This window comes from Pseudomonas sp. PA-1-3F (assembly GCF_021609665.1).
GTDB classification, from domain to species: Bacteria; Pseudomonadota; Gammaproteobacteria; order Pseudomonadales; family Pseudomonadaceae; genus Aquipseudomonas; species Aquipseudomonas paracarnis.
The window spans coordinates 1-1,014 of sequence record NZ_WJZD01000076.1 but is presented as its reverse complement, the minus strand read 5'-3'; the positions used below and the strand labels follow the sequence as shown (position 1 = coordinate 1,014).

General features: G+C 58.3%; 1 protein-coding gene. It reads left to right on the top strand.

Annotation, left to right across the window (positions count from 1 at the left end):
• On the top strand, window positions 1-1,014 hold a 1,014-nt coding region (locus GIV26_RS27015; RefSeq protein WP_236282926.1), incomplete at both ends, for a ribonucleotide-diphosphate reductase subunit beta.

Here is a 1,014-nt window from a genome sequence, read left to right as displayed (position 1 = left end):
GAAGGCGCCTCCGCCCGCGTCGCCGTTGACGAAAAGCGCATGATCAACTGCCGCGCCGACCTCAACCAACTCGTGCCATTCAAGTACGACTGGGCCTGGCAGAAGTACCTCGACGGCTGCGCCAACCACTGGATGCCGCAAGAGGTCAACATGACCGCCGACATCGCCCTGTGGAAAAACCCCGAAGGCCTGACCGACGACGAGCGCCGCATCGTCATGCGCAACCTGGGCTTCTTCTCCACCGCCGACTCCCTGGTAGCCAACAACCTGGTGCTGGCCGTGTACCGCCTGATCACCAACCCGGAGTGCCGCCAGTACATCCTGCGCCAGGCCTTCGAAGAAGCGATCCACACCCACGCCTACCAGTACTGCATCGAATCGCTGGCCATGGATGAAGGCGAGATCTTCAACATGTACCACGAGATTCCATCAGTCGCCAAAAAGGCCGCCTGGGGCCTCAAATACACCCGCTCGATCTCCGATCCGAAGTTCGAAACCGGCACCGTCGACACCGACAAAGAACTGCTGCGCAACCTGGTCGCCTACTACTGCGTGCTGGAAGGCATCTTCTTCTACTGCGGCTTCACCCAGATCCTGTCCATGGGCCGCCGCAACAAAATGACCGGCGTGGCCGAGCAGTTCCAGTACATCCTGCGCGATGAGTCGATGCACCTGAACTTCGGTATCGACGTGATCAACCAGATCAAAATCGAAAACCCACACTTGTGGGATGCCGAGATGAAAGAAGAAGCGACCCAGATGATCCTGCAAGGGACGCAGCTGGAGATCGAATATGCGCGGGATACCATGCCTCGTGGGGTGTTGGGCATGAATGCGGCGATGATGGAGGATTACCTCAAGTTCATCGCTAACCGTCGCCTGTCGCAGATCGGCTTGAAGGAAGAGTACCCAGGCACGACTAACCCGTTCCCGTGGATGAGCGAGATCATGGACTTGAAGAAAGAGAAGAACTTCTTCGAGACCCGTGTGATCGAGTATCAGACCGGCGGCGCG